General features: G+C 60.8%; 28 protein-coding genes, 1 other RNA gene and 2 pseudogenes. 14 read left to right on the forward strand and 17 right to left on the reverse strand.

What is annotated here, in order from left to right; all coding sequences use genetic code 11:
- Nucleotides 1–11 precede the first annotated feature (11 nt).
- Nucleotides 12–395, reverse strand: a complete 384-nt coding sequence (locus BN9444_RS14125; protein ID WP_141681490.1) for a hypothetical protein — start codon at nucleotides 393–395, stop codon at nucleotides 12–14.
- Between the two features lie 56 nt (nucleotides 396–451).
- Between BN9444_RS14125 and BN9444_RS13810 the strand changes: the two genes are divergently transcribed.
- Nucleotides 452–1,678: a tyrosine-type recombinase/integrase gene (locus BN9444_RS13810; protein WP_231732315.1), complete on the forward strand. Its 1,227-nt coding sequence runs from the start codon at nucleotides 452–454 to the stop codon at nucleotides 1,676–1,678.
- Between the two features lie 262 nt (nucleotides 1,679–1,940).
- Nucleotides 1,941–3,323 carry an IS3 family transposase gene (locus BN9444_RS04835; protein ID WP_077210023.1) on the forward strand — a complete coding sequence of 461 codons (1,383 nt, stop codon included), beginning with the start codon at nucleotides 1,941–1,943 and terminating at the stop codon, nucleotides 3,321–3,323.
- 161 nt (nucleotides 3,324–3,484) lie between these two features.
- Here the strand turns inward: BN9444_RS04835 and BN9444_RS04840 are convergent, their stop codons facing one another.
- The 7 genes and pseudogenes from BN9444_RS04840 to BN9444_RS04865 all read right to left on the reverse strand — a co-directional run.
- Nucleotides 3,485–4,558: a trypsin-like serine protease gene (locus tag BN9444_RS04840; protein ID WP_066484744.1), complete on the reverse strand. Its 1,074-nt coding sequence runs from the start codon at nucleotides 4,556–4,558 to the stop codon at nucleotides 3,485–3,487.
- Between the two features lie 2 nt (nucleotides 4,559–4,560).
- A complete protein-coding gene (locus BN9444_RS04845) occupies nucleotides 4,561–5,517 on the reverse strand; it encodes a DUF418 domain-containing protein (protein WP_066484747.1) in 957 nt (318 codons plus the stop codon).
- A gap of 334 nt (nucleotides 5,518–5,851) precedes the next feature.
- Nucleotides 5,852–6,646 carry an ADP-ribosylglycohydrolase family protein gene (locus tag BN9444_RS04850; RefSeq protein ID WP_066509264.1) on the reverse strand — a complete coding sequence of 265 codons (795 nt, stop codon included), beginning with the start codon at nucleotides 6,644–6,646 and terminating at the stop codon, nucleotides 5,852–5,854.
- Between the two features lie 183 nt (nucleotides 6,647–6,829).
- Nucleotides 6,830–7,222 (reverse strand): NaeI family type II restriction endonuclease, encoded by a 393-nt coding sequence (locus BN9444_RS04855; RefSeq protein WP_066509257.1) that lies wholly within the window; start codon nucleotides 7,220–7,222, stop codon nucleotides 6,830–6,832.
- 122 nt (nucleotides 7,223–7,344) lie between these two features.
- The gene (locus BN9444_RS15070) at nucleotides 7,345–8,229 is read right to left on the reverse strand and encodes an aspartate-alanine antiporter-like transporter (protein WP_233423546.1); all 885 of its coding nucleotides are present in this window, start codon (nucleotides 8,227–8,229) and stop codon (nucleotides 7,345–7,347) included.
- Nucleotides 8,223–8,888, reverse strand: coding sequence for an aspartate-alanine antiporter-like transporter (locus BN9444_RS15075; RefSeq protein WP_478219565.1), 666 nt, complete (start codon nucleotides 8,886–8,888; stop codon nucleotides 8,223–8,225). The genes BN9444_RS15070 and BN9444_RS15075 overlap by 7 nt, the downstream gene beginning before the upstream one ends.
- Before the next feature lie 188 nt (nucleotides 8,889–9,076).
- Nucleotides 9,077–9,376, reverse strand: a pseudogene (locus BN9444_RS04865) (ATP-binding cassette domain-containing protein); the annotation flags it as partial.
- Between BN9444_RS04865 and BN9444_RS14690 the strand changes: the two are divergent.
- The gene (locus BN9444_RS14690; RefSeq protein ID WP_168164055.1) at nucleotides 9,366–9,506 is read left to right on the forward strand and encodes a hypothetical protein; all 141 of its coding nucleotides are present in this window, start codon (nucleotides 9,366–9,368) and stop codon (nucleotides 9,504–9,506) included. The pseudogene BN9444_RS04865 and the gene BN9444_RS14690 overlap by 11 nt on opposite strands.
- A gap of 119 nt (nucleotides 9,507–9,625) precedes the next feature.
- Here the strand turns inward: BN9444_RS14690 and BN9444_RS04870 are convergent, their stop codons facing one another.
- A complete protein-coding gene (locus tag BN9444_RS04870; protein WP_068801521.1) occupies nucleotides 9,626–11,464 on the reverse strand; it encodes a purple acid phosphatase family protein in 1,839 nt (612 codons plus the stop codon).
- 125 nt (nucleotides 11,465–11,589) lie between these two features.
- On the opposite strand from BN9444_RS04870, the gene BN9444_RS04875 reads away from it, so the two are divergent.
- Entirely contained in the window at nucleotides 11,590–13,272 is a 1,683-nt protein-coding gene (locus tag BN9444_RS04875; RefSeq protein ID WP_066484770.1) for an alkaline phosphatase D family protein, read from the forward strand.
- Between the two features lie 1,159 nt (nucleotides 13,273–14,431).
- On the opposite strand, the gene hisN is transcribed toward BN9444_RS04875, so the two are convergent.
- Together hisN and BN9444_RS04890 are read right to left on the reverse strand one after the other, a co-directional pair.
- Nucleotides 14,432–15,217 (reverse strand): histidinol-phosphatase, encoded by a 786-nt coding sequence (gene hisN / locus BN9444_RS04885; protein ID WP_066509250.1) that lies wholly within the window; start codon nucleotides 15,215–15,217, stop codon nucleotides 14,432–14,434.
- Entirely contained in the window at nucleotides 15,210–16,034 is an 825-nt protein-coding gene (locus tag BN9444_RS04890; protein ID WP_066484781.1) for an inositol monophosphatase family protein, read from the reverse strand. The genes hisN and BN9444_RS04890 overlap by 8 nt, the downstream gene beginning before the upstream one ends.
- 61 nt (nucleotides 16,035–16,095) lie before the next feature.
- On the opposite strand from BN9444_RS04890, the gene prfB reads away from it, so the two are divergent.
- Together prfB and BN9444_RS04900 are read left to right on the forward strand one after the other, a co-directional pair.
- Complete coding sequence (prfB, locus tag BN9444_RS04895) at nucleotides 16,096–17,199, forward strand: peptide chain release factor 2 (RefSeq protein ID WP_066484784.1); 1,104 nt, start codon at nucleotides 16,096–16,098, stop codon at nucleotides 17,197–17,199.
- A 196-nt stretch (nucleotides 17,200–17,395) separates the two neighbouring features.
- Nucleotides 17,396–18,385, forward strand: a complete 990-nt coding sequence (locus BN9444_RS04900; RefSeq protein ID WP_068801522.1) for an HNH endonuclease — start codon at nucleotides 17,396–17,398, stop codon at nucleotides 18,383–18,385.
- Between the two features lie 49 nt (nucleotides 18,386–18,434).
- On the opposite strand, the gene BN9444_RS04905 is transcribed toward BN9444_RS04900, so the two are convergent.
- Nucleotides 18,435–20,051: an AbgT family transporter gene (locus BN9444_RS04905; protein ID WP_066512067.1), complete on the reverse strand. Its 1,617-nt coding sequence runs from the start codon at nucleotides 20,049–20,051 to the stop codon at nucleotides 18,435–18,437.
- A gap of 173 nt (nucleotides 20,052–20,224) precedes the next feature.
- Here BN9444_RS04905 and ftsE point away from each other — a divergent pair, with 173 nt between their 5' ends.
- From ftsE to ssrA, 6 genes are all read left to right on the forward strand, one after another.
- The gene (ftsE, locus tag BN9444_RS04910) at nucleotides 20,225–20,914 is read left to right on the forward strand and encodes a cell division ATP-binding protein FtsE (RefSeq protein WP_066512074.1); all 690 of its coding nucleotides are present in this window, start codon (nucleotides 20,225–20,227) and stop codon (nucleotides 20,912–20,914) included.
- Nucleotides 20,914–21,816, forward strand: coding sequence for a permease-like cell division protein FtsX (ftsX, locus tag BN9444_RS04915; RefSeq protein WP_066512078.1), 903 nt, complete (start codon nucleotides 20,914–20,916; stop codon nucleotides 21,814–21,816). Before ftsE ends, ftsX begins: the two co-directional genes overlap by 1 nt.
- A 93-nt stretch (nucleotides 21,817–21,909) precedes the next feature.
- Nucleotides 21,910–22,410, forward strand: coding sequence for an SsrA-binding protein SmpB (gene smpB / locus BN9444_RS04920; RefSeq protein WP_066491166.1), 501 nt, complete (start codon nucleotides 21,910–21,912; stop codon nucleotides 22,408–22,410).
- A 21-nt stretch (nucleotides 22,411–22,431) separates the two neighbouring features.
- On the forward strand, nucleotides 22,432–22,782 hold the full coding sequence (locus tag BN9444_RS04925) for a DUF488 domain-containing protein (RefSeq protein WP_066512082.1): 351 nt from the start codon (nucleotides 22,432–22,434) through the stop codon (nucleotides 22,780–22,782).
- A gap of 12 nt (nucleotides 22,783–22,794) precedes the next feature.
- A complete protein-coding gene (locus BN9444_RS04930) occupies nucleotides 22,795–23,208 on the forward strand; it encodes a hypothetical protein (protein WP_066512084.1) in 414 nt (137 codons plus the stop codon).
- 64 nt (nucleotides 23,209–23,272) lie between these two features.
- Nucleotides 23,273–23,652: a transfer-messenger RNA gene (ssrA, locus tag BN9444_RS04935) on the forward strand.
- A 50-nt stretch (nucleotides 23,653–23,702) separates the two neighbouring features.
- Here the strand turns inward: ssrA and BN9444_RS04940 are convergent.
- Together BN9444_RS04940 and relB are read right to left on the reverse strand one after the other, a co-directional pair.
- A complete protein-coding gene (locus BN9444_RS04940) occupies nucleotides 23,703–23,984 on the reverse strand; it encodes a type II toxin-antitoxin system RelE family toxin (protein ID WP_066512087.1) in 282 nt (93 codons plus the stop codon).
- Nucleotides 23,984–24,196 (reverse strand): type II toxin-antitoxin system RelB family antitoxin, encoded by a 213-nt coding sequence (gene relB / locus BN9444_RS04945; RefSeq protein WP_062040565.1) that lies wholly within the window; start codon nucleotides 24,194–24,196, stop codon nucleotides 23,984–23,986. The genes BN9444_RS04940 and relB overlap by 1 nt, the downstream gene beginning before the upstream one ends.
- Nucleotides 24,197–24,467: 271 nt before the next feature.
- Between relB and BN9444_RS14130 the strand changes: the two genes are divergently transcribed.
- Entirely contained in the window at nucleotides 24,468–24,773 is a 306-nt protein-coding gene (locus tag BN9444_RS14130) for a hypothetical protein (RefSeq protein WP_141681492.1), read from the forward strand.
- Between the two features lie 30 nt (nucleotides 24,774–24,803).
- On the opposite strand, the gene BN9444_RS04950 is transcribed toward BN9444_RS14130, so the two are convergent.
- Complete coding sequence (locus BN9444_RS04950) at nucleotides 24,804–25,073, reverse strand: hypothetical protein (protein ID WP_066512093.1); 270 nt, start codon at nucleotides 25,071–25,073, stop codon at nucleotides 24,804–24,806.
- Between BN9444_RS04950 and BN9444_RS04955 the strand changes: the two genes are divergently transcribed.
- A complete protein-coding gene (locus BN9444_RS04955; RefSeq protein ID WP_068801523.1) occupies nucleotides 25,072–25,731 on the forward strand; it encodes a DUF6891 domain-containing protein in 660 nt (219 codons plus the stop codon). The two genes, BN9444_RS04950 and BN9444_RS04955, sit on opposite strands and share 2 nt — an antisense overlap.
- 21 nt (nucleotides 25,732–25,752) lie before the next feature.
- Here the strand turns inward: BN9444_RS04955 and BN9444_RS14695 are convergent, their stop codons facing one another.
- Complete coding sequence (locus BN9444_RS14695) at nucleotides 25,753–25,908, reverse strand: hypothetical protein (protein ID WP_168164076.1); 156 nt, start codon at nucleotides 25,906–25,908, stop codon at nucleotides 25,753–25,755.
- Between the two features lie 272 nt (nucleotides 25,909–26,180).
- A pseudogene (locus tag BN9444_RS14135) lies at nucleotides 26,181–26,938 on the reverse strand (IS3 family transposase); the annotation flags it as partial.
- Nucleotides 26,939–26,985: the final 47 nt, after the last annotated feature.

Below are 26,985 nucleotides of genomic sequence, written 5' to 3' on the forward strand. Positions count from 1 at the left end.
GACCGTTATAACTATTTGATCAGGGGTGGAAACCATTTATCAACGGGGAGATTGGTCTTAGAGGGTAAAGGCCAGTGGAAGCCCGCATAGGCAGTGGGCGCCAATTCAGCTATAAGGCCTGGCGCAGGCAGTCGTCCATATCGAATCACGCGTAGGCGATCTGTGAGCTTCTTCTTCGCTAGTTTCAGTTCACGCCTGGCCGAGGCAAGCGCTCTATCGCCATGTGCGGTCTTAATCTGAGTAGTTAACTCCTCGAGGCGAGCATTGATGATCTTGAGGTCGCGTCCGAGCGCTGCGCGCTCAGCTTCATATTCTTCCTCAGGGGTTGCGCCATCATCGAGCCGGAGCTGTACGAGTTCGGGGGAGTCCCAGGGGGCTGGGCGTTGTGTGTTCATGTTTACCAGGCTACCAACATTCGAACCATTACAAAAGTGGTGCTATAGTCTTGTGTATGGTAAAGAGGCAACAAGCATCACGCGCACCACTACAGCCGGGCGAAGATACTGTTGAGCGAGTCCTGGACACGCTCTCACGAGGGCCGTTTGACGCGTTTGTCACCGTCAAGACTTGGGAAGGGCGCTCCAAACGCATTCACATCCGCGCGAAGACGAAAGGTGAATTTCGGACCAAGGCACGAGAAAAGATTGATGTTATCCTCAATACGTCAGCGAGTAGCTGGACGAAGGCGCAACGCCTTACGACCTTTATGGATGAGGTGAGTGAACCAGCGGTTAAAGCCGCGCGCCTGAGATTGAACACGAGAAAGCGCTATGAACTAGCCTTATCACAGCTACGCCGCCATCTTGATGGACTCACGATCGGCCACGCCGTGAGATTTAGGACTCTTGAAAAGGCGTTGCAGGACATAGGGACAGGCCATGGTGCCGAGTCCGCGCGACAAGCGCGCACGGTCTTAAGCAAGTACGTGTTAGACCAACTCATCCGTGAAGGGGTTATCGAACATAACCCACTGCGAGGCATATCAATAGATCTCGGGGACACTCGCAAGGGGAACAAGCCTAAACAATCGCATGCGCTTACGGATGCTCAGTATGACGCTGTTGTTGATCATCTTTTGGTGCGAGACACAGCAGGGCCTATACCGCCGGGAACGGATAGGCGGCACACATCTATTAGGAAGCATGAGTTAACGGTCGCTCTAACTATTCTCCAGGCCGGTACAGGATTGCGTATTAGTGAAGCGCTCGCGCTTACCCGTGAGGATGTAACTATCACGCAGAACTCACTGGCAATAACAGTTCAGGCGGAACGGTCAAAGACGCATAGGGGACGTACCGTGCCGATGCTGGACAAAAGATGCGAAAAGTTCTGGCGAGAGCGAATCGAAACAATTGGTCCCGGTGATCCGCTTATCCCGGCGCCGGGGGATGTGCACTTGCACTGGCGGACGGACAACGCCGTTAAGGCATGTGCGGCGCTCTATAAGGACATTGGCGTTCAACTGGAAGATGAGGTTGTTTCTTCTATGAGATCACACGCTTGGCGCACGGTACTCAACAACCGAGCAATTGCTCGCGGAGTTCCCGCCGAGATTCGCAGCGCATTCTTTGGTCACACTGAGGCCATGAACGCCCGAAACTACACGGACCTTACCGACGTTTCGGCCATGCAGTCGGCACTTGAAGGTGGTGCACTAGATGGTGCACTAGAGGGATGATTCTGGATGATTCTAAATGGTTCTAAATGATCGAAAATGCCTCTAAACAGCATGGTCAGAATCGAATAATGCCTGTTAGGCTCGAATGTAATCCGATAACCCAGAGGTCGTAGGTTCGAATCCTGCCCCCGCTACAAAGTTCTTAAGTCCCTCTCCTTCGGGAGAGGGACTTTTGATGTTTTCTGAACTTTCGGGCTAGGGGGGCTAGGGGCGGGTTAAGGGACAAAAGGGCATGCGGACGAAATCTTGGAGGATTTCCCGTATGACTAATGTGCGATACACGGATGCCCAGCGGCTTAAGGCATTAGAGGTATTCGATAGAACACAATCTGCTACCAAGACCGTTCGCGAGTTGGGCTACCCAGGCCGTTGGACACTCCATCGATGGATCAGAGAGCGTGATGTACCCCCAGCTGCCCCCATTCGGCGTACGACCTTAAAGCGCTACCCACTTGCGACAAAGCTCAAAGCCGTTGAGCTTTTTACCGCTGGTATGTCTCCTGAGGCCATCGCATCTGAGCTTTCGCTGAACTCGAAAATGAGCGTCTATGCTTGGGCCCAACGATTCCGCGAAGAAGGAAAGTGGGGCTTGATGAGCGCAACTGAACGCAAACAGTCTGCCGGCATTGTTACTCGTAAAGCCTTTGAGAAATCGCTTCCAGATGATGCGGCTGAACTCAAGAAGCTGGCAGCACGCCTATCAGCAGAAAAGGCCGTGTTAGAAAAAGAACTGGAAGAATTAAAAAAAGACGACAGCATCGACCCAGCCAACCTCAGTAACAAGTTCAAAGCCATTGTGGTCGATGCGTTACGGTCTTCTTTTCCAATTTCATTGTTGCTCGACATTGTTGGTCTCTCTTCATCCAGCTTCTATTACCAGCTCAAAGCCCTAAATGGCCCGTCAAAATATGCAGAACTGACAGAGGTGGTAACCAAAATCGTCGAGCATTCTGGATTCAGCTATGGATATCGTCGCGTATGGATCCAGTTGAAGAAACTGGGTATCAAGGTCAGTGAGAAAGTCGTGCGTCGAATCATCTCTGCCGAAGGACTCACGGTGCGCTACGTGAAGAAAAGGCGTCGCTATTCGTCCTATCGTGGTGAGATTTCGGAGGCGCCACCGAATCTGGTTAAACGAAATTTTCATGCCGAAGCGCCGGGTTTATTGTGGTTGACGGATATTTCTGAGTTTCCTGCTGATGACGGGAAAATATACTTTTCGGCGTTAGTGGACTGTTTCGATGGAAAGATTGTTGGGGCGACAACGAGCCGACACCCTAATCAGCAGCTTGCCGACGACTGTCTGAAGCAGGCGCTTGAAAACAATGCACCGCCTGACCCCGCAAAACTAGTAGTTCATTCCGATCGAGGTTGCCATTATCGGGGCAACAGTTGGATTCAAGCCTCACAGGACATCGGCTTTACGCGTTCGATGTCGAAGAAGGGATGTTCGCCCGACAATTCAGCGTGCGAGGGATTGTTCGGCAGAATGAAAAATGAGATGTTCTATGGACGTAAGTGGCCCCATTGTGATGAATTAGAGCAAGCAATTCATGAATATGTTGGCTTCTATAACGAACATAGAATCAAGCTTGAGTTCGATGGATTAAGCATCAATCAACGCAGGCGCGAACTGCTACTCTAAACATTCCTAAAAAATGTCCGCATCCCCTTCTGTCCCTTAACCCGAAAACTGTCCCTTACGACGACACGCCGCAGATCCCACACATTTGTTCCTTGAGCCCGATAAAAGCCGCCTACCCAGTACTTGCTGGGGAGACGGCTTGTGGTTGTGGTTAGACGGTTCTACTGTCGGCCTTTCCTCATGCGCGACCAGGCTGCTGCGACAACCAGGCCAACGCACGCGATGGCGAGGTAACCCCACATGTGATCGGCGCTGGTCTGAATGGTCTTTGGCGGAGCAGGAGTGTTCTCTGCGGTTAGGACGCTTTCTGTGTCGCGACCAGAGGTGACACCGTCAATCCAGTCGGCGGTGCCTGCGAGGGTAGTGATTGCCGCACTGGGGGAGGGCAGGTCGGGATCGCCATTGGAAGTTTGGGCGGTAGCGAGCCCGGCGAGCTTTCCATCGACGAAGAATGGTCCGCCGGAGTCGCCGCCCTGCATACCTGCGCCAGATACGGAATGTGCGTCCAGGATGGCGCTTTCGATCATCGGCATCATGGCAGCGTCGGCAGGGATGCTTTCGGTTCCAGCAGGGATCGACTCGGTTTGGGAATCATCTGGCTTAACTGCGTCTGGCTTAGCTGCATTTGGCATTGCTGTACCTGGCATGACGGCATCTGGCTGCATTTCCATTGATTCCATGGCACCGCCTGGAATAGCCTCACCTGGAGTAGCTTCACCAGGCGCAGCCTCGCCTGGAGTTCCTTCAGAGGGGCCTCCGCCCAGCAGCTCATTGACGACCATCTTGGTCATCGGAAGCTGTCCGGATCGGGCCATCGATGAGCTGTTGCTCCAACCGTAAAGAGTTCCCGTCTGCCCAGGTGCCGGGATATCGCGGGAAACCTTCGCCGGAGTTGCGTCAGTGACCTTCTCGGTCAAGTGAAGTAATCCTGCATCGGACACTGGAGACAGTGCCCAAGAATCGGCATCGTAGACCTTCCCGCCGATGCGGGCCTGGGTTCCTTCGTTGTTCACAGACTCCAGGCAGTGGCGTGCTGTGAGCACCCACTGATCTGCAACCAGCGCTCCAGTGCAGTCACCAAAATTTCCGATTTTGCCAATCCTTAGCTCGGCCACAGAACCGCTTTCAGCATTTGCAGGTGCGGGTTCGCCGTTTTCCAATGCAAGAGCCGGGCCGGCAGATAGAAGCAGGGTGCTGCTAACAAGTGCTGCGATGGAAAAAGATGTTTTCTTCACGGTTATTTCCCTTTCCCAGAAGGAACAATGGCCTTGATCGCGGTGGCAACGAGCTTTTCAGCAGGGCCCTGTCCCACAAACTTCTTCCAGAGACTTGCGATGACGAGGAAGAATACGATGAATCCTGCTGCGGACAACGTGGAATGCAAAGCCACATTCTGCTGCCAATAAAACGCGGTGAGAACGTGCAGGATGTAAATGGTCAGCGACATTGTTCCCATGGCCGCGAACGGGTAAACCGCGGTCGCAAAGCGGTCGCCTACGAACAGGCACACATGCAGCACAATAGCGGCAACGGCGACGGAGAGAATGATTTCGCCGAAGACACCGGTGTGGCCGGTAAAACGGAGCCAGCCAGCAATCTCGGGATCAAATCGGAAGTACATGCCGACGGCTGTGATGACAACGCTGACAGTGGTAACAATCCCACTCAACCGAGTATTAGCGCTGGTCTCGGAGGTAGAAGTGCCTTGCAGACGACCACGTAGGTAGACGTCGTAAAGCAGCATGCCGCCGATGAAATATGCGATCCACGCCAGTAGCGGATAAATCTGTGGCAGCGTCATGGGCGCGTACTTAATTGTTGCGGCGATAGTCGCGGCGATGAAGAAGCCGACTCGCCACCAGGTTCCGAGTGCTGGCATCCAGGAAACCAACATCATTACCAGACCCATGACAACGAGGACTACTTGAATTTCTCCACCGACCGGCAACAAGGCCAGGCCGATGAGAATAATCAGAGCGCCGCGAGTGATGAGGCGCAAGAAAGTGGTGCTGCTGTAATTGCGCCCGATAATCATCATGGTGGCGCCGGCAATGATGGCGAACAATGATGAAGGCAGACCGGAGAGCACAATCTTTGTGCTCCAAAGCAGTGAGGCCATATGGACAATGATCATGCCGATGATGGCGAGTGAGCGCGCTATATCAAGCCCCACAATTCGTGAAGGTTTATTCACCCCAGATTTCTCCTTTGCTACAACTGAACGGGAGGTGTTCTTTGGTAAGAAGTACTCCCTATAACCGTCTTAATAAAAACGATTTCCTAGTTGTAGCAACCGAATCTGACAATACGTTAAGTGACGACGTGTAAAACACAGTGATTTGTCTGTATATTTTCTGGCCTGACTTTCACAATGTGGTTTAGTCCGCGATTCTCGGCTCAGTCTTCAAGGATTGTGGTGATGAGGTTCGTGGCTTCTTCGTTGGTGTCGGGTGGAATGTCGTAGCGGTGTGTGCCGGTATCAACGGTGGCGTGGCGCAGACGCCTTTTCTGGGGAATCCGATGGACAGTTAGCGGCGCGCCTCGATGGCGTCGATGACCTCGAGGAACTCCTCCGGCACCGTCTCGCGTGCGTGGTCGACGAAGCGCTGTGGCACCTCGAAGAACTGCTCCGCGACCGCGCCGGTGATAGCGCCCATGGTGTCTGCGTCGCCGCGCAGGTAAATCGTGTTGCGAATGGCGGACTCGAAGTCGTCCGCCTCGAGGAAAGCGATAAGGGATTCGGGGACGGTCTTCTGGCAGGAATCTTCGAAGCCATACCCGGCCGCGCGCAGACTGGCGCACGTCCGGGTGAGGTCATAACCGTAGGCTCGCGAGATGTACTCGCGAATCTCTGCCGCTGGTGAGCCGGTGCGGGCAAGGTAGCCGGCCGCCGCGGTGGCCTGCGCGCCCTTGATGCCTTCCTCGTGGTTGTGAGTGACGGACGCAGTGATGCGTGCGAGGTCCTCGGCTTCCTCGAGGCTCCGCGCATAATCGATGACGGCGGAGACGCGCATGGCGGACCCGTTGCCCCACGAGTTATACGGCTCGCGCTTGCCGGAGCGCAGCCACTCGCTGAAGCTACCGCCATAGGCACCTTTCGGCGTGGGGTACTTTGCGCCGTAACGATGGAAGGCATCGATAAGCGCCTCGGCGAGCGCTGCCTCATCGGAGCCTGCCTCGAGCAATGCTGCACCCACGGCAACCGTGAGGATGGAGTCGTCCGTAAAGCTGGAATCCGACGGGAAGAGCTCGAAGTCATACGTGCTCACGGGGTTGAACTCGTAGTCGCTGCCTGCAATGTCTCCAATAATTGCGCCAATCATAGGGGCCTCCTTGAAGCTAGGGAATAGGGGAGTGTGCGGGAAGCGTGGCTGGAAAGGCCGTCACGCGCACTGTGCCCTTTCATATTATTGCGAGGCGCGACATGGGGCGTGGGCATTCGAAGGGGTGTTCGTATTAGAAAGCTCGGCGCGCACATTCGTTCTCGGTATGGAAGTGGAATGCCGCTAGACCCAACAGATAGTGTCCGCGCGCTTCCCGATGCCCCATGCCAGCGCAACGCCGTCTACCCCAGCGTCAAGGTACACGACGTAGGAGTTATGAGTTTGCGGCGCCGCGCTCGCAGGCCACAGCGCGTAGTCTACGTCGCTCCCGCCCAGTGACCATTCCGTGTGCTTGCCGTCATCGAGAACTTCGTCAAACCTGCGACGCAGATGAATAACCAGAATTTCCAGGAAATTGTCCTCCTCGACGGCGAAGAGCCGCTCACCGGGGCGATGCCTAGCGAAGAGGAAATCGCGTGTGGCCATGAGCGCCCCGTGTGCGCGCGATCCGTCCGGATCCGCGTTGCGCAGCACAGCAGCTAGACGCTCTGATTCAAGGTCGACGGTTGCTGGCATACATGCTCCGTTTCGGGTGGGGTTACCGCGCATGGTAGCCGGCATGAGATGGATATCTTCTCATGGCGCAGTTGCTTGATGTCTTCTTTCTCGCTTGTTCCGGGGATGCTTGTGTAACAGCGCTATGCCACCACCGCCAACCCATGCGTCACCAAAATCTTCGCAATCATCGCGGCGGGGTAGACGAGCGCATAGCCGAGGGACACGCGGGGGTCGGTATTCGTGCGGGTGTTGGCGAAGGCGAGGACGGCGGGCTGGGTTTGCGCGCCGGCGAGCACGCCGGAGGTCTTCGTGGCTCCCATGTGGAGCACGCGGCGCATGAGTAGCACGACGCCTACGGCGACGGTGAGCGTGACGGCCGCGCCGAGCAGCAGGATCTTCCACCACGCGCCGCCGGTAAAAGCACCGGCGATCTGGCCGCCGGCGTTCGTGCCGGCTTGGGCGAGGAACATGAGGAGGCCGAACTCGGCAAGCACGGTGTTCGCGGAGTGAGGAAGTGCCGTGGGCAAGGAACCCACGCGCCCCACGCGCGCCATGATTAGCGCGACGATGAGCACGCCTGCGGCCGCGCCCAAGCTAAACGAACCGCCGCCGGGCATGGGGATGGAAAGCTCACCCAGGCCCACGCCGACCGCCATGCCCAGGCCAAGCGAGATGGGATTGATGTCAGTGAGACCCTTGGAGGAGTCACCGAGGAACGCGGAGATTTCCTCCAAAGAGTCCGCGGGGCCGACGACACGAACGCGGTCGCCGAGTTCGACGACGAAGTCGGGGATGGCTACCTGGTCCTCGTCGGCGCGACGGATGCGCGAGATACGCGCGCCCCAGCGGTCCGCGAGGGTGTCGTTGAGCTGCGCGATGGTCTGGCCCGCATGGATATGACGGGAAATCGTAATGCGTCGGAAGTCCAAATCATGACGGTCCTCGTTGAGAATCTGTGGCGACTCGCGGCCGAAGGCCTCGGTGACGACGTGGAGGTATTCGGGCGAGCCGACGATGCTTACCACGTNCCCACGCCGCGGGGATAGAGCACGTCAAAGTATTGCGGGATGATGATGTCATTCTGGCTTCCCCGCCGCAGGCGCGTGACCTGCACTTCGTTGTGACCGGTCTCGAGTATCTCACCCACCGGGACGCCGCCGTCGCGCGTGATCTGGACGTGCACGAGCGTGACCGGGCTCGTCGTATCGTCGTCCTCACCGGCCTTGCGCAGCACGAGCGTCGTTGCCGCGAGCATGCCGATGACCCCGAAGAGATAGGCCACCGCATAGCCCACCGTCGCCGCACCACCGTTGCCCGTTGCTTCCGATGCCGCCGCCAGCGCCGGCGTGTTCGTAATGGCGCCTGCAAAGGTGCCCGCGATGGTCGCAGCGTCGAGCCCGAAGGCGTAGCGCCCCAAGGCCCAGGCGACGACGGCCGCGGCGAGGAAGACGCCGATCATCGCGCAGATGGGCCCACCCGCGCTGCGCAGCGATTGGAAGAACGTCACGCCCGAGTTATTGCCAATGCCAAACGCGAAGAGCACAAGGCCCAGCGTGCCGAGTACCGGCGGGAGGACGATCTCCACGCCGGAGGCCGCGCCCGCCGCCGAGACCGCGATGGCGAGGAAGAGCACCGCCGCCGCACCCAGGCTGATGCTGCGGACCTTGATGCTGCCCAACGCCATCCCAATGCCGATGAGCAGTGCGACAAGCAACACGGGCTGTTCAGCCAGCAAGGAAATTACAGAGGTCACGACGGCACTTTCTCCCTACACAAGGTAAGGCGGGAATCGGGGTGTTCAAACGACCCATATCCTAACCCAGGCGACGCTGCGGGGGAGGGGGCATCGGAAAGCGGGGGCTACCGGGGCACGACGAGCTCGAGCACGTCCACGCTGTGCGCGAGGTCAAGGTACGTCGTCGGCTCGTCGAGGAAGATGATGTCCGTGTCCTGCGCCAACACCATGGAGATCCACACGCGCTGGCGCTGTCCGCCGGAGAGCGGATCCACGGGGCGCTCGCGCGTGAGCTCCATGGCGTGTTCGACGGCCTCCGAATGCGACGACGACCACTGCTGCAGCCACGTCTGGTGCGGGTGCCGCCTGCGCGCGACCAAGTTCTCGACCGTCACACCTGGCGGCGTTATCGGCGCCTGCGGCAGCATGGAAATCTTCTGCGTCTCGCTGGCTGCAGAGCCCCTGGGCGAGGCCGACTCAGATGTGGTTGTGGGTGCCGTCGACGCGACCAACTTCGCGCTCGACAAGCTCGTGCCGCAGCTCGAGGAGGTCGCTCCGGAGGCCTAACCCCGCGCCCTGCACCGAGCAAGGCGCGGAGCTTCGGCGTGAAATGACCACAACGCCCGAATAGGAACCGAAAACTTCGATTTTTCGGTCCTTATTCGGGCGTTGTGGCTAACGCATGGCTAGAAGAAGCGGTTGTACAGGCCGTGGAGCGGCTTGGGCAGCCAGCTCGGTGCGCGGTCGCCCTCTCGGACGGTCGTGGCGGCGTAGCCCACGCCAAGCGCCGCGAGCAGTGCTGCGAGCGTGCCCACGACCGCCGCGACGATGCCGCCCGTCGACGAGCCGCACTTCTCGCTCGATCCCTGCGCCGAGCCCTTGCCTGAGCCGTCGCACGTGTCGGCCTTCGGGTCGACCTCGGCGGGCACGACCTCGTCGCTGGGCTTGGCTGCTGGCGTCACGGTCGTCGTGATGGTTGTCGGCACGGGCTCGACCTTCGTCGAGGTCACGATCTCAGGGGTCGGGCCTTCCTTGGTCGACGTGACGACCTTGGTGACCTGAGCCGTCGTGGTCACGGTCGTCTCCACCGGCTCGTGCGGCGCAGACGACGGGGCCGGCTCAGCAGGCTCGGAGGAGGGCGCGGGCTCTGACGGCGCCGAAGACGGGGCGGACGTGGGGGACGAAGGGGAGGAGGGGGCATCGGAAAGCTCGGCGCGGTCGTTGTTGGTGAGCGAGACCTTGTCGACGACCGACGGGTCGTTGGCGTTGTACGTGGTGAAGGTGAGCTTGTCGCCGGTGACGTCGACCTTCATATAATCCTCGGTGTAGTCCTGACGCCACAGGGCGGTGGAGGGATGCTGGAGGGACTTATCGATGGTCTCGAAGCGGGCCTTGGGGTACTTCTTGCCGTCCTCGCCCTGGAAGTCGTAGTACTTGCCGCCGCCAGCGGTGGTCGTGGTGAGGTAGAGAACCTCGCCGTCATTGGGTTCGAGCACGTCGCCGCGCTTGGCCTCGGCCTCGACCGGGGTGAGGCCGTTCATGAGGTGCGTGCGGGTGTAGATGTGGTCGTGGCCGCCGAGGACGGCGTCGACGTCGAGCTCGCTCATGACGGGGGCGAGCTGCTCGCGCAGGCGGGTGACGTCCGCGTCCGTGTAGTGGGTGCCCTGGGAGAAGAAGGAGTGGTGCATGCCCACGAGGACCCAGTCGTTGGACTTGCCGCGCTCGGCGATGGTCTTGCGCAGGAACTCCTCGTGGCGGGCGATGTCCTTCTCGGAGCTAGCGTTCGTGTCGAGGCCGATGAAGAGCACGTTGTTGCGCTCGAAGTAGAAGTCGCGGATGTCCTCTTCTTGGTTGGGGTTGAGGAAGTGCTCGTCGTAGTGCTTGAGCTCCGCCGGGGAGGCGTAGAGCTCGTGGTTGCCGGGCAGCGCGTTGGTGGGCACGCGGCGAATCTCGGGCGCGGAGAAGTAGCCGTCATACTGAGCGACGGGCGCGCCCCAGCCCTCGACCTGGTCTCCCAGGGACCAGATCATTTCGGCGTCGGGCACGTCTGCGACGGCGTTGCCGATGGTGTTTTGCCACTGCGCGGTCTGTTCCTTGATGTCCGTGCCCACGCCGATTTGGGCGTCGGTGACGGTGATAAACGACCAGTCCTCGCCGAAGCTGCCGGTGGTGTAGTCCTGCGGCTCGGACCAGCCGCCCTCGTCGGAACCCACGCGGTAGGAGTACGTGGTGTTCTCCTTGAGCCCCGTGGCTGTGGCGTAATTCGACTTGTAGAGCAGTGCGCCGGCGTTCTTCTCCTGCGCGTCGAAAGTCTGTGTGCCGTCGGGACCGGTGACTTCGAGCTTCTCCGCAGCCCCGTGGGCGTTGGTGCGCCACGAGACGATGGCTTGGGTCTCATCCGCGCCGGGTTGGAGGAGGGTGCGGAAGATGGGGTTGGAGGCGGCGGTGGCTGGCGCGGGCACCACGACCGTGGAGGTTGCGGTAGCGAGGGCGAGCGCGACGGCGGCAAGGGACTTTCGAGACATGCGGATTAGCTCACCACGCCCACATGAACGCGGAGTTAATGCTATGAAAACAGTTTCTCCAATTAACTACCTTCGGGGGTATTCGCGGTTGAAGGGGCTGTTGGTGCTGCTTAGCGTTTCTGTTCATGTCTTCCATCTCTCGTCGAAAAGCGTTGCAGTACGGTGCGCTCGGGGCTGGCGTGCTGGGCGCGGCGGCCGCCGGTGTGGCTGGCGCGCAGCAAGGTACCCGTCTGTCGCCCCTGGATGCTTATAACCAATCCACCGGTTCTTCTTTGCCGTTCCTCCACGGCGTGGCCTCGGGCGATCCCCTTCCGAACTCCGTGGTGCTGTGGACGCGCGTGACGCCGGACCGCGACGCGCTGCCAGGCTCGGGCTTGGGCGCCGATGTCGATGTCGAGTGGGAGGTCTCTGAGGACCGCTCGTTTGGCTCGCTGGTGGCGTCCGGTGCGGCGACCGCGACCGTGGCGGAGGACCACACGGTCCACGTCGAGCCCTTTGGGCTGGAGCCGGGGACGGAGTATTTCTATCGCTTTCGGGTGACCTCCGGCGATCATTCCGGAGCCGAGTCCCCCGTGGGACGCACGAAGACCGCTCCTTCCTTTAACGCCACCCCAGAGTCGCTCACCTTCGCCGTGGCCTCGTGTGCGAACTGGGAATCCGGTTTCTTCTCGGCGTACCGCGACATGGCGGAGCGTGGCCAGGCGGGCGAGCTCGACTTCGTGGCCTTCCTCGGCGACTATATCTATGAGTACGGCACGGGGGAGTACCACGGAAAATCTGGCGTGGCCCGTCCGCACTATCCGTCGTGGGAAATCGTCACCCTCGAGGACTACCGCATGCGCTACGGCCGCTACCGCACGGACGCGAACCTCCAGGCCGCACACGCCTCCGCTCCGTGGGTCGTGACGTGGGACGACCACGAGTCCGCCAACGACGCGTTTAACACGGGCGCGCAGAACCACACCGACGGCTACGCCGAAGGCCAGTGGGACTGGCGCTACAACCAGGCGCTGCAGGCGTATTACGAGTGGATGCCGCTGCGTCGCCCCAAGCTTTCGGAGGAAGGCCACCTCTACCGCAGCCTTCGCTTTGGCACGCTCATGGAGCTCACCATGATGGACCTGCGTAGCTACCGCGACGCGGAGACGACCGCCGCGAACTACGCGAACCCCGAGCGCACCATGCTCGGCAGTGAGCAGTACGCGTGGCTCCAGGACACCATCTCCCTGTCCGAGGCGACGTGGATGGTCATGGGCAACTCCGTCATGATCGCCCCCATGCGCATCCTCACCATCCCCGGCAACGACGAAGCCAACGAGGCCCTGCGCAACGCCAAGGGCACGACCACCGGCTTTGCTATGAACGCAGACCAGTGGGACGGTTTCACCGCGGACCGCGACCGCCTCCTCAAGCTCCTCGCGGAGCGCGAGGGCAACTCCTTCTTCATCACCGGCGACATCCACAGCGAGTGGGCGAACTCCATCTTCTACGGTGACAAGGAGGTCGCCTGCGAGATGGTCACCACGTCCATTTCCGCGCCCAACGTGGACGAAATCCTCACCGAATACACCGGGATTTACCATCCCGAAGACAATTCGACCTCGCAGCTTGTCGAGTCCGCCATCCGCGACGCGAACCCCTGGGTCAAGCACGTCGACTATGACGCCCACGGCTACGCCGTCGCCCGGCTCACCGCCGAAGACGTAGAGATGCGTTATTACCGGGTCTCCGACGTCGAGGACCCCGCAGCGAGTGTGTCCCTGGGACTCACCAAGACGTGGGCGCCGGGGCAGGGTTTCACCTCTTAACCTGCACCTTTGTGCGCGGGGGTACCCGGAGTCTGGAAAACAGGTAACGGCTTGGACACAGTCGTTACGTCGATAGGAATTCTGCGCCGCGCGCGTGTCATGATGAGACGGTTCGTCCTCATCCTCAACCTGAAAAGGAGCCCTTTTTATGCTTCATGTTTCGCGCCTTAAGAAAGTCCTCGTGGGTGCGACTTTCGCAGGTGCGTTCTTCTTTGCTGCCCCCGCAGCCAATGCCGCGACGGCCGACCCTGCCGCCGCGCTTTCCGATGCCGCCTCCTCCCTCAACGCCGCATTCAACAGCGCCNGTGGGGGTCTTGATGTGCCAGCCGGAGTCGTTGCCGCCGGTGCGGCGACGCAGCGTCATCTTGGCGCGGGTGAGACGCAGGTCGCGCAGTACGCGGAGACCGTGGGCGCCGCCCCGGCCGGTGGCGCTGACGAAAGCGGCCAACCGCTGACCAATCCGAACCCGATTGGCCTGCAGCAGATTGAGGAAGCCACGCAGCCCGAGTTCCGTCCGGCCGCCGTGGATCCCAACTACGTGTGGAAGAACGACACGTTCTCTAAGGTCGCCGCGATGAAGCCCGAGGCGGACTTCGTGCTGCACCGCGTGCCGGGCTCGTACTACGACGCCCCGCGGATTCCGGAGGAGTCCAACCGCGCGATGAACCGCGACCACTCGCTCTACGGCCCGGGCACGCCCATTTACATCGGCCAGGACACGATGTGCACGCTCACGGTCGCCGGCCATGACGCCGCTGGCCGCGCCGTGGGCATTACCGCCGGCCACTGCGGCAACGTCGGCGAACAGGTCAGCTCTGCCGACTCCTGGCAGGTCGGTCCCACGGGCACCGTCGTGGATAAAAACGAGTCCATGGACTACTCCGTCATCGAGTTCAACGACANGCGCGCCGCTGTTCAAGCGCGGCCGCGTGGTCGGCCTCATCACCGGCGGCACCGGCCCGGTCTCGTGCCGCACGCCGTGGCAGGGTGCGCTGCACTCGCCCACGGAGGCGACGAACCTCGACGCCGTCGTCGCTGACATGAACCGCCGCGGCGGCGTGGGCTCCGGCTTCACGGTCGCGTAACCCGCGCGCATGAGGGGCACCAGCAGGATGCTGGTGCCCCTTCGGCGATCCGGCCAGGTTGGCGGTGCGGCGGGCTACTGCTCGTGGAAGTAACCCATGACGGTCTCGTGGAGGTGGCCGTTCGTCGCCACGGCGGAGCCACCAGCGGGGGAGTCCACGCCGTCGAGGGAGGTGAACGTGCCGCCGGCCTCCTTGACGAGGAGGTACGGGGCCGCGAGATCCCAGAGGGAAACCTCGGGTTCGACGGCGATGTCCACGGCGCCTTCGGCGAGCAGGCAGTAGTTCCAGAAGTCGCCGTAGCCGCGCAGGCGCCAGGCGTTATCGGTCATGGCGATGAGTTCCTCGCGCAGGTCGGCCTCGAGCCAGCCGGAGAGTGAGGACATGGCGATGGAGGCGTCGCCGATCTTGTCCACGCCGGAGACGCGCAGGCGGCGCTTCTCGCCGCCAAAGACGCGGTAGGCGCCGGAGCCCTCGCAGGCGAACCAGCGGCGGCGCAGAGCCGGGGCAGAGACGACGCCGACGATGGGCTGACCGTCCTGGAGCAGCGCGATGAGCGTGGCCCACACGGGCACGCCGCGCACGTAGTTCTTCGTGCCGTCGATGGGGTCGATGACCCACTGGCGGCCGGACATGATCTGCTCGCCGCCGAATTCCTCGCCGAGGACCTCGTCCTGGGGGCGGGCCTTGGCGAGCTCGGCGCGCAGGAGCTTCTCGCAGGCGAGGTCTGCGTCGGAGACCGGCGTCATGTCCGGCTTGGACTTCACGTTGAGGTCAGCGGCCTCGAAGCGGGACATGGTGAGCTGATCCGCGCGACCCGCCAGTTCAAGGGCCAGACCTAAGTCTTCTTTGTGCTTACCCACGGAGGGCCTCCTCGATTGCGTCGACTGCGTCTTTATTGCCGGCGATGGACCATTCCACGCCGCCCGCGGATACCTTACGCGCAACTCCGCCGGATCCTTCAACTAAGGCCTTGCCGGGCAGCCAATCCCAGTCCGCGACGGAGTGCTGCATCCACGCGCCCCACGTGCCGTCCGCGATGGAGGCCAAGTCGATGGAACCCGCGCCGAGCATGCGCACCGACGCGAAACGCGAGGCCACGCGCTGCCACGCATCCCGGATGTCCGGGTCCTGCATGGACGTGGGGTGCAGGTAGGTCGCCAGCGCAATCTGATTCGGTAGCCCGGTCTGCATGTGCACCGGTTTGTTGTCGCGGGTGGTGGGGGTGTCGCGGCCGCCACACCACGTGTAGCCCATGGCGGGGCGGTGGACGGCGCCGAGGATGACCCCGGTGGCATCGGAAAGCGAGAGGGCGCTGCACCAATAATCAGAGCCCGACGCAAAGTTGTAGGTGCCGTCGACCGGATCGATGTGCCACACGCGCCCTGACGTTGATGGGCGGGAGGCGCCCTCTTCACCGACAATGCCATCCTCCGGGCGGACCGTCGCGAGGATTTCGGAGACGAACTTTTCGGCCGAGCGGTCCGCGTCCGTGACGACGTCCGAGACAGAGGTCTTCTGGTCGACGCTTACGCCCTGCTCGCGCAGGCGCCAGGCCCAGCGGCCCGCGTTGTAGACGAGTGCCTGGGCCAGATGATTGTCAGAATCGTCCGCGTGCGCGACGATAAACGTCTTGATGAGCGCCGCGGTCATCTCTTCGAGAGAAGGCTGGGAAGTCATAAGTCCACATTGTCCCCCTTAATGCGTGGCAATGCGAATTAGAGGGCTAAACTGGGGCGCTATGCGACCCGAGACCTCCGCCACGATTGACCAGCTAAGCGCGACCCTGACCTCCATCGAGAAGGTCATGGATCCTGAGACGCTGCGCGAGACCGTGCGTGAGCTCGAGGCTACGGCGGGCGACCCCTCGTTGTGGGACGACCCGGCGCACGCGCAGCAGGTGACGACCAAGCTCTCGGCGGCGCAGGCTAAGCTGCGGCGCTTGGGGGAGCTGCGCGGGCGGCTCGACGACCTGCCCGTCATGTACGAACTGGCGGAGGAAGAGGGCGACGCCTCGGTGGCAGACGAGGAGCTTGCTTCCTTGCAGGCGGCCATTGAGTCGCTGGAGGTCACGACCATGCTCTCCGGCGACTACGACGACCGTGAGGCTGTTATTAATATCCGCTCCGGCGCTGGCGGCGTCGATGCCGCCGATTGGGCAGAGATGCTCATGCGCATGTACACGCGTTGGGCGGATAAGCACGGTCACAAGGTCGATGTTTACGACATCTCCTATGCGGAAGAGGCGGGCATTAAGTCCGCGACCTTCGTGGTGCACGGCGAGTACATGTACGGCCAGCTCTCGGTCGAGCAGGGCACGCACCGCCTGGTGCGTATCTCGCCCTTCGATTCGCAGGCGCGCCGCCAGACGTCGTTCGCTGAGGTCGAAGTCCTGCCCGTCGTGGAGCAGACCGACCATATCGACGTGCCGGATTCGGACCTGCGCGTGGACGTCTACCGCTCCTCGGGCCCGGGCGGCCAGTCCGTGAACACGACGGACTCCGCGGTGCGCTTGACCCACCTTCCTACGGGCATCGTGGTGACCTGCCAGAACGAGAAGTCTCAGATTCAGAACAAGGCGTCCGCGCTGCGCGTGCTCCAGGCCAAGCTGCTTGAGCGTAAGCGTCAAGAAGAGCGCGCCGCAATGGACGCGCTGGGCGCCGGCGGCAATGCGTCGTGGGGCAACCAGATGCGCAATTACGTGCTGCACCCGTACCAGATGGTCAAGGACCTGCGTACCAACTATGAGGTGGGCGACCCGCAGAAGGTCCTCGACGGGGATATTGACGGGTTCCTTGAGGCGGCGATTCGCTGGCGTATGGCCGCGGAGCGCGCAGCCGAGTAATCGGGGGCGTGTGGCGGTGACATAGCGGGGTGTTCGCGTGCGCGCGACAGGGTACCGGATTCCTGGGTGGGGTGCCAGGATCCCGCCGCGCAGCCTGTGGATAACTAGTTTTGTCGTTATGGTTATCCACAGATTGTGGCGCCTTGCTGGGGCTTGCCATTGCGCGGGGTTGACAAGGCTTCGTAGCGTGTGAGGCATGACAACTTCTCTCATCGACGATTACAAACGCCACAACGTCGACTCTCTTAAGTCCGTGCGCGGGATGACGCGCACGCAGCTGTGGGATGCGGGCATCAACGACATTGATGCGTCGCTGTTCCTGCGGTTGGCCAAGGTGTACTGGGAGTCGGGCCACGCGCGTATCGACGAGGCGCGGGCGGCCGCGCGTGCGCGCAATCACGGGCTGCGGGTGCTGGAGAAGATTGAGAACTTGGCTCAGAAATCCGATAGGCCGAATGACCTGCGGGTGATTTTGTGTGGCACGTTCGAAGGCGAGCTGGAGAAAGTCGCGGCCAAGCATATTACAAAGCCGAAGCCGGTCAACGAGGCGTCGGTGGCGTTTGGCAAGGACGGGCGTAACCGGTTGATCGTGCGCTCGGACGAGGGGTGGTTGATGGATTTCATTAACTCTCTGCCGGGCGTGGATGACGGCGGCCTGGAGGCGGTGTATGAGGGTTTGAAGCAGCACGCGAGGGGGAAGATGGGCCTGGCGGCGCCGCGGAAGATGCTGCACATTATCGTGCCGTTGCCTGTGATGGCGCAGCTGATTCAGGGCAATACGGAAGACATTAAGGTCCGGGCGTTGGATGGGACGTGGCGTACGGGTGAGGAGATCATGGCCGAGTTGCTGGAGGGCATTGGGCTGGCGACGTTTGTCAACGCCCGTAATAAGCCGGTGAAGCAGTACCGGCTGCAGCGGTATTTCAGTGCGGCGCAGAAAGAGTTGGCCGCGGCGGTGCAGCATGTGTGTCAGGATCCGGAGTGTCACCGGCCGTTTAACTTGTTGCAGGCCGACCACCTGGTGGCGTGGTCGAAGGGTGGGGAGACGAATATCGACAACATCCTCATGCTCTGCGAGTATCACAACATGAAGAAACGCGATGGGGACGTCTATTACAAAGACGCCGAGGGTCGGTTCTGGAAGCGCCGGAAGTTCGGGCCGGACCTACCCTGCACGAATAACTAGGAAAACCACGAAAACCCGCCCCGAGGGGCGGGCGATTCAGCATGCCGTTTTAGCTTGCCGGGTAGGTCATCGGGGTGCCGGGGCCCAGAGGTATGCCGATGAGGTACCAGATGACGAAGAAGATGAACCAGCCCACGAGCATGGAAATCGAGTAGGGCAGGGACAGCGACATGAGCGTGCCCACGCCGGAGCGTTTGTAGTAGCGCTGAAGGAACGTGAGCGCGAGCGCGAAGTACGGCGACATCGGCGTAATGATATTCGTCGGGGAGTCGCCGATACGGAAGAGCATCTGCGCGACCTCGGGGGCGACGGAGACGTACATGAGCATCGGCACGACGACCGGTGCCATGAGCGCCCACTGTGCGGAACCGGACGTGATGAAGAGGTTGAGCAGCGCGACCATGAGCACGAGGCCGGCGAACATGAGCACCGGCGGCAGGTCCCAGGCCTGGAGCAACTCGGAGCCCTTAATTGCGGTGTACACACCCAGGTTGGACCAGCTAAACCACGCGAGGAACTGTGCGACCATGAAGAAGAGCACGATCATAGGCAGCAGGGTTTCGATGCCCTTAGCCATGAAATCCGGGAAGTCCGAGGCTTCCTTCACCGTGCCGACTACGATGCCGTAGACCGCGCCGGCCAGGAAGAAGGCCAGCGCGATGGGCACCGCGATAGCCTTGATGAGCGGCGACTCCATGAACACGCCATCCGGCCCAGCGAACGGCGAGCCCGGGATGAAGATGAGCGCGAAGAACGCGATGAGGAAGGCCACCAGCGCGGCACCCGCGGCCTTGAGGCCCTTGGCTTCGAGCGGGTGGAGGGCGAGCTTCTCCTCGTCGTCCGAGAAGTCGTACTCGTCATCGTCGGACGCGTTGGGCACCGACGACGAGAAATCCAGTTCTTGGGTCTCCAAATTGTCGTGGTCGACGAGCTCGCGCGCTTTGCGCACGATGAAGAACTCCGTCACCGCCGTGATGATGAGCGACAGGACAATCGCGGACGGCACCACGAAGAAGATATTCGCCAGCGCGTTGACCTCGTACTCCGCGTCCACAATCTGCGCGGCGGACGTCGAAATACCCGCGAGCAGCAGGTCCGTGATGTTCAAAATGAGCGACGCGTTAAAGCCTGCTGACGATGCCGCGAACGCCACCATCGCACCCACGATGGGGGAGCGACCGACCGCGTGGAAGGCGGTGGCACCTAACGGGATAAGGATGACATAGATGGCATCGGAAGCAACGGAGCCTGTCACACCGGTGAGCGCAACGACGAAAGTTAACATCTTGGGGCTCACGCGTGCGACCATGGCGCGCACGAGCGCGGACAGCAGGCCCGATTGCTCCGCGACGGCCACGCCGAGCATGACCGCGAGGATAACACCCAGCGGCGGGAAGGACGTGAAGTTGGTGACGGCCTCCGTTACCATCTTCGAGAGGCCCTCAGCGTTGAGGAGATTCGTCACCTTGATCGGCTCGCCCGACTGCGGGTCCGTGGCCTGCAGGCCCGCGAGCGAGCCGAGCCACGAGCTCACCGCCACGACGCCAGCGAGGATGACGAAGAGCCAGAACGGATTAGGCAGCTTGTTGCCGATCTTTTCGATCGTGCCGAGGAATCCGCCAGGCGACTGATGCTCAGGCGGCGCCTGCGTTTGTGATTCGGACATGTTCTCGGCCTTTCTTGTTGACAATTGGGGTCGGGATCGTACGTTCGGATCAGTGTGTAATGGTACACAGGCCCGCGACCTGTGCGAACTCGGCCACAAGCGCAGTCTGTGAAAAGCCTGCCTATCCACGCGGAAGCTGTAGGAATGAAACTTATGTTGCTAGAGTTTCCCCTGTGATCACCTTCGAGAATGTAACCAAGGTCTATAAGGCGTCCGCCAGGCCCGCCCTGGGCGACGTCTCCTTCACGATCGAGGACGGCGAGTTCGTCTTCCTCATCGGCCCGTCCGGCTCCGGCAAGTCTACCTTCCTGGAACTGCTCGTCCGCGAGACGAACCTGACCCACGGCGACATCTATTTCGGCGACTTCCACGTCAATGCTTTGAAGGGCGGCCAGATTAACCGTCTGCGCCAGTCCATCGGCTACGTCTTCCAGGATTTCCGCCTGCTGCCCAAGCTTAACGTCTACGACAACGTGGCGTTCGCGCTCGAGGTTATCGGCAAGTCGAAGAAGGAGATCAAGGAGGCGGTGCCCGAGGTGCTCGACCTCGTGGATCTCGACTCCAAGGCGCACCGCCTTCCCAACGAGCTCTCCGGCGGCGAGCAGCAGCGCGTGGCCATCGCCCGCGCCTTCGTCAACAAGCCAGCGCTCGTCCTTGCCGACGAGCCCACGGGCAACCTCGACCCGGCCACGGCCCAAGACATCATGACGCTGCTCGCGCAGATCAACCGCACCGGCACGACCGTCATCATGTCCACGCACAACGCGCGCACCGTCAACGAGATGCGCCGCCGCGTGCTCGAACTCAACAACGGCAAGCTCGTCCGCGACGACGAGCACGGCGTCTACGGGGAGGCCTTCTAATGCGACTCGGATATGTTCTGCGCGAGGCCTTCCGGGGGCTCGGACGCAACCTCACCATGACCATCGCGCTCGTCATCACGACGGCGATTTCCGTCGGTCTGCTTGTCGCTGGCGTGCTCGTCACGCAGATGACCGAAGACACCAAGGACATCTACCTCGAGAAGGTCGAAGTTATGGTCCAGCTTGACGAGCCCACGTCCGCGAATGACACGACCTGTGAGCATGGCGCCTGCGCCGACGTAAAGAAGAAGCTCGAGGCTGACGGCGGCGTCGAGTCCGTCACCTACCGCAACCGCGAGGAGTCGTACAAGCGTTTCGTCGAGGTCTTCCAAGAGACCGACCCGCTGCTCGTCGAAGAGACCTCCCCGGACGCGCTGCCCGCCGCCCTCCACGTGCGCCTCGTCGATCCCACGGATACTTCCGCCATCGACGCCATCACGAACGACCCCGGCGTCGACACCATCGTCGATCAAGGCGACGAGGTCCGCTCCGCGACCTCCAACCTCGACACCATCCGCAACGCGACCTTCATCCTGGCACTCGTCCAGGCCATCGCCGCCATCTTCCTCATCGCGAACATGGTGCAGATCGCCGCGTTCAACCGCTCGCGCGAGATGTCGATTATGCGCATGGTCGGCGCTACCCGCTGGTTTACCAACGCCCCCTTCGTCTTCGAGGCCGTCCTCGCCGTGCTCTTCGGCACCGTCCTCGCTGGCGTGGGCGTCTACCTGGGCAAGAACTTTGTCCTCGACCCGTCGTTGAAGAACCTCTACTCCTCCCAGCTGCTGGCGCCCATCCGGGACTCGGATATCTGGGTCGCCATTCCCCTCATCGGCGCGGTGGCCATCGTCTTCGCCGCCCTTGCCGCCTGGGTTACCTTGCGTGCCTACGTGCGCAAGTAGCTTCCCGATGCCCCCTTGCACCCCGCGGCTGCCCGCCGCGGGGTTCGTTGGTTTTAGGGCTGGCGTGCACGCGCCGGTACAATAAGACGGATTATGGCGAAGAAAGCAAAGAAGAAGAAAGCGGTCGACAATAACTCGACCCTGGCGACCAACCGCCGCGCTCGCCACGACTTTAAAATCCTGGACACCTACGAATGCGGCATGGTGCTTGTCGGCACTGAGATCAAGTCCATGCGCGAGGGCAAAATCTCGCTCGTCGACGCGTTCGCGACCATCGACGACGGCGAGGTCTACGTGCGCAACCTCCACATCCCGGAGTATTCCTATGGCTCGTGGACGAACCACTCGCCGAAGCGCACCCGCAAGCTGCTGCTGCACCGCCGGGAGATCGACAAGCTTATGGGCCAGGTCCGCGACGGCAATAAGACGCTCATCCCGCTGCGCGTCTACTTGAAGGACGGCCGCGCGAAGCTGGAACTTGGCCTGGCACAGGGTAAGCAGGACTACGACAAGCGCGAGGCTATCAAGCGCCGCGACCAGGATCGCGAGATTACCCGCGAGCTGGGACGCCGCATCAAGGGCATCAACGCCTAAAACGCGCGTAGCCTGGGGCCCATGATTTATACGGCTAAGGCACACGACGTCGTTAAAGGCGAAGAGAAGACTCACGGCGTAACGGTCCTCGTCGACCGTCTATGGCCGCGCGGTATCTCCAAGGACAAGCTGGCCCCGGATCACTGGTTCAAGGAGGTCGCGCCCAGCCCCGGCCTGCGCACGTGGTGGAACCATGACGAGGACTGTTTCGGCGAGTTTAAGAAACGCTATCGCGCCGAGCTCGAAGAAAACGACTCCGAGGATATGAACGAGCTGCGAAAACTCGCCAAGGACGGCGATGTCACGCTGCTCTTCGCCGCGAAGGACCGCGAGGTCAACCACGCGGTGGTGCTGGCGGACTACCTGCAGTAAAAGGCGGCATTCATGGACCGCTCTTTTGACCTCGCTGCGTTCGTCGCGAAGATGGACGAGCTGATTAACCGCTATGTGGCGCCGGATCAGGGACTGTCGCCCGAAGACGTCAACGTGTGGGCGGCGTGGTACACCCAGGACTTCGTCTATCTCATCATCGAGGCACAGCAAGGCGGGACGACATATATCGGTTACGAAGTGGACTTCGGGCGAGCCCACAGGGACGTCTCGGCGGAAGTAGAGACCGCTGTTCATGCTTGGGGTGACCAGATGGCGGGTGACTCATTCGTTGGTGTTGTCCCGTTTGACTCCTCCGATGTTATTTACTGGTGGGATGCACGGTTGGTGGCCAAGGACGTCCCGCGAACATTAGCCGACATCGACGGCGCGGTAGAGGCGGCATCGGAAAGCTGGTTGCTGGAATAGGCCGACGTGGGGTAGCGTTATACGAACTGTAGAGAGCGCACAATCCCGCTCTACTGCAATGCATGGGGTTGATATGGTTTCGACTTCGTACATTGAGCCAGGGGAAGCGTGCCGGTGCAGGCTAGAGACCACCGTTAAGCGTCGTAGCAACCAATAAACGCAGAGAAGAACTCTCAGCGTGACTTCGCCCTCGCTGCCTAATTTCAGCGACGCGAGTCTGTCAGCCCGGGTTTAGTTCCTGACCCGGATCCTGGCATCGACTAAGGAACTTGCTCCGCCGGCTTGTCGTTCGGCCGACGGGGGACTTTCAGAGCGACTGGGCCCATCATCCGGAACGAGTTTGCCCGAGCCGGAGGGCCGAGTAGAGATCCTGTGCGAACTGCGCACGGAGAAGCCCTGGCGAGGTGACGAAGGACCCGGGTTCAATTCCCGGCAGCTCCACCGAAGGCGAGCCCCAGACTGAGAAGGTCTGGGGCTCGCTTCTTTTGTTCCGGTTAGCGATAGATCGTGTCGCGCCTTCCACCAGCAAAAACCTCGATCGTGATGGTTGATTCGTGAATGAGCGCGAGGATTCGATAAGCGCCGACACGGTAGCGCCATTCGCCAGATCGATCGCCTGTGAGGCCTTTGCCGAAAGCACGCGGATCGGCACAGCCTTCGAGATGGGTTTTCATCCAATTAAGCAGAAGCCGCGCATCGAACCGGTCCATCTTCTTGAGCTGTTTCCGAGCCGAGGCGGTGAGCTTAACTCTGTAGCTAGGGCCGTTGGCTGACATTAATCAAGCTCTTCGAGGACATCATTGATGCTAAAACGCTGTCCGTCATCGGCTTCGATGGCGGCTCGAAGTTCCTGAAGGTCGGCATGGTCTTCAATTTTTTCTAGCATTGCGCTTCGGGCGAATTCCGAGATCGTTGTGCCTTCGAATCTGACATACTTGCGGACGAGCTCGGCGTCTTCGTCGCTCATGCGTACGGTCATGGTTGTCATTCGATTCTCCCTTCTCTTCAGCGCTCTGAATACATCGTATTCGCCCCTCGGGAATGCGGCAAGGGGGCTTTCCGCCTCGATGTGCTCACAATTAGGATGCACAGGTCGCTTGTACCATCGCTGCCGGGCGACATTCAGGTGAAGGTGTCCGAGGGTTGTAAAGGTCCCAAGAAACATCATGAAGTGTGTGTTAACTTGCGAGTGGGGTCAGACCCATACCGACCACATCGTTCCTGTAGCGACTGCCCCTAAGAATTAGGAGAGATCTAGCTTGAGTCTTCACAAGATCCTGTGGGTTTGTGCAGGTGTTGTGACGCTGATCATGGGCATCGGAAGTGGAATCCATTGGGTGCTCGGCGTTGCCCTTTTCTTCATCGCTGCCGTAGCAACAGCACGGTTCATTGCTGCAAAATCGGAGCTAGCAGGCGGACGAGTGGCTATCGGTGTGCTTGCCGCCTGCGTGGCTGTTGGCTATTTCTTTCCGCTCGTCCTGCCGCTCGCTTATATCGGATACGTTGCATGGACGTGGTATTCGCTTGCGTCCGGTGATGAAGGCGCGGCTGCCGTGCAGGGATAACCGCTGGGTTGAATTCCCGGCAGCCTTGCTTCATTTGTTTTGTTGGCGGCCGACGTTGATGGAGGGACCCTCGACGCAGTGCGCGGCGGTGAGTACCCGCTCGGGCGCGATAGCTGTGCCGGTGCGCTTGTGCGGCGTGCCGTCCGGGGTGTCGGAGATGCGGACCTGACCGAGGGCGATGGCGCCAGCCTTGCCGCTGCCGATGCCCAGCGTCGCCGCAGCTGCGAGGGTGAGAGCTCCGAAGGCACGCGAGGGGCGGCGCGCCGTGGCGGAGAGTTTTTCTTTATGCTGTGGAGGCATGGAGATTTCAGATTCGCTGCGCCAGCAACTCAACCATTGGATCCTTCCGGGATTCATGACCTTGGACGAGGTCCACGAAGCCGTGGATGACAACGAACTCGAAGACGTGTATCCCAATGATGATCCGCACGCGGCCGCCGAGCAGGTGTGGGAAGAACGCAAGGCCCAGGAGTCGGAGTGGGAGCACCCCACCGATTACGACCGGGTGAAGGCTGCATTCGATGAGATGGAAGACCAAGGGCTCGTGACGGGAATGAGCCTTGGATTCGATGTCAGTGACTGTAACGAGCTGCTTGGGGAGGAACGCACCCAGGTCGATGTGCCGGAGGGGGAGTATCCCTATCGTGAATGGGCATCGTGTGGCTTTCACATGCAGGATGCCGAGGGACTGGCGTACGAGCCGACGGAGCTCTATCTCGTTTTCGGTGCGTGGGTGCCGGGCCCGCCGATTGCTGGTGAGGTCGACGCCGAGAAGCTGCGCAAAGGCCACCCCGAGCGGAAGGACGAGTGGGCACGGATGGACGCCGCACTGGGTCGGTTCCTCGTGGACATTCTTAAGCGTCACGACCTCGAGGTGGAGTGGGACGGCGACCCGCGCGGGCGGATTCAGCTGCTCAACCTCACCTGGCGCAAGCCGCTGCCGGAGGACGAGGAGTAGGCCTGCCGCGTCAGCTTGAGATTACTCGGATGACAGTGCGCCGAAGTCGGCGACGAGGTCGCCCAGGGTGAGGCGATAGCTGGGGAGGCGGACCTCGAAGTGGTCGAGCATCACGGCCAGGTAGTGGCCCTCGCAGAAGAGCTCGGCATCGGGATGGAGCTCGCAAGAGCGACGCATGTAGGACTCAGCCCATGCATTCGGCCTTTTGCTTGAATTACTCCGTGAAAGGGAGGCTGCCATTGCATTGCATTGCATTGCATTGCATTGCATTGCATTGCATTGCATTGCATTGCATGCAGGCTCAATGATCAGCGATGCGGCAGCGGACTGCGTGGTGTTAGGGCGAGGTGTGTTCGATGATTGGCGAGTTGCTAGATCGATGTTCCGAAAGGTTATTCCAGCATCTTTTCTCACGGTCGTGAGTACCCGTGTATACGTATTTGGAAACAGGCGTGTNGTGCGAACGTAGGTAATGTCGGCAACCCACAACCTGCCTGGTGCCTGCGCACGGAAGTTTCGGCGCACAAGGTCCGGGCGATGATCCGGTGTCTTCGGGCTAATCGTTGTCACAGGGGTTCGCCCACGTCGGCGGCCGGAAACACCTGCTAGCTTCATCAGTCGTGCAGTCTTATCGCGGCCGATATGAAAGCCTTCACGGTTCATCGCGTGCCACATTTTGCGGATGCCGTAGACCGAGAAATTCTCCGCATGCACACGCTGTATCTCTGGGATAAGCAGGCTATCGCTTAAGGTCCTTGCGCTGGGAACACGAGTGGTCGCCTTGCGGTAGCCACGAGAGGTGATGAATCCACGATCTGCCTGTTTTAGAACTCTGCAGATGGGCCCGGGCCCCAAACTGATCTTTGTACGCGTCGATGTAGGAGATCATTTGGTCGTGGGTCGGTCGAGTTCCGCTGCGAAAAAAGCCGAAGCTGTCTTAAGAATCCCGTTTGCTCGTTTTAGTTCGCGGTTTTCACGGCGCAGACGCCCCAAGCTCTTCTTCCATTGTCTCGCCGCCTGAAGCGTCAGAGTCATCACGTACTGAAGCGCTGTCACGGTACCAGGCCCGCAACGTGTGGTGAGATACTCCAAGGAGCTCACCGACCTCCGTGTAGGCGCGTTGGAGTGAGCAAGACTCCAGGCGGACCATTTCGATGATCTGATGGACCGCCTTCTCCTTGAACTCGACGGAATACTTTCTAGGCATAGTTCAATCCTTCCTTAGCTGAGGTAGGAACTAAACCCAGGACGCTT

This window comes from Corynebacterium phoceense (assembly GCF_900092335.1).
In the GTDB taxonomy this organism is placed as follows: Bacteria; Actinomycetota; Actinomycetes; order Mycobacteriales; family Mycobacteriaceae; genus Corynebacterium; species Corynebacterium phoceense.